Below are 270 nucleotides of genomic sequence, written 5' to 3'. Positions count from 1 at the left end.
TTAATATAGGTCATGGCGACAAGTAAGAAGAAAAATAGCTCACTATATTCAAGGAAGTTATGCCGGATTGCAGGCTCAATTAATTCGCTATCACCAGAGCGGTGGTACGCAAAAGCAATAATAATCCATATCAGAGAGGCGGCTAGAAGAACTGGTTTGGACTTTCGCAGGTGTATTTTTTCTTCAAGTACGACAAAAACATAAGCGAGACAGAAGACGCTTAATGCCAGATAGCCAGTCCATGACGAGCTTAAATCATAGGGCTTAATC

Annotated in this window: 1 pseudogene; it reads right to left on the bottom strand. The window is 41.1% G+C overall.

What is annotated here, in order from left to right:
* A pseudogene (locus tag A3729_RS33920) lies at positions 1-270 on the bottom strand (sodium:proton antiporter); the annotation flags it as partial.

It is taken from the genome of Oleiphilus sp. HI0043 (assembly GCF_001634935.1).
This window is presented reverse-complemented; position numbering and strand designations above follow the sequence as displayed.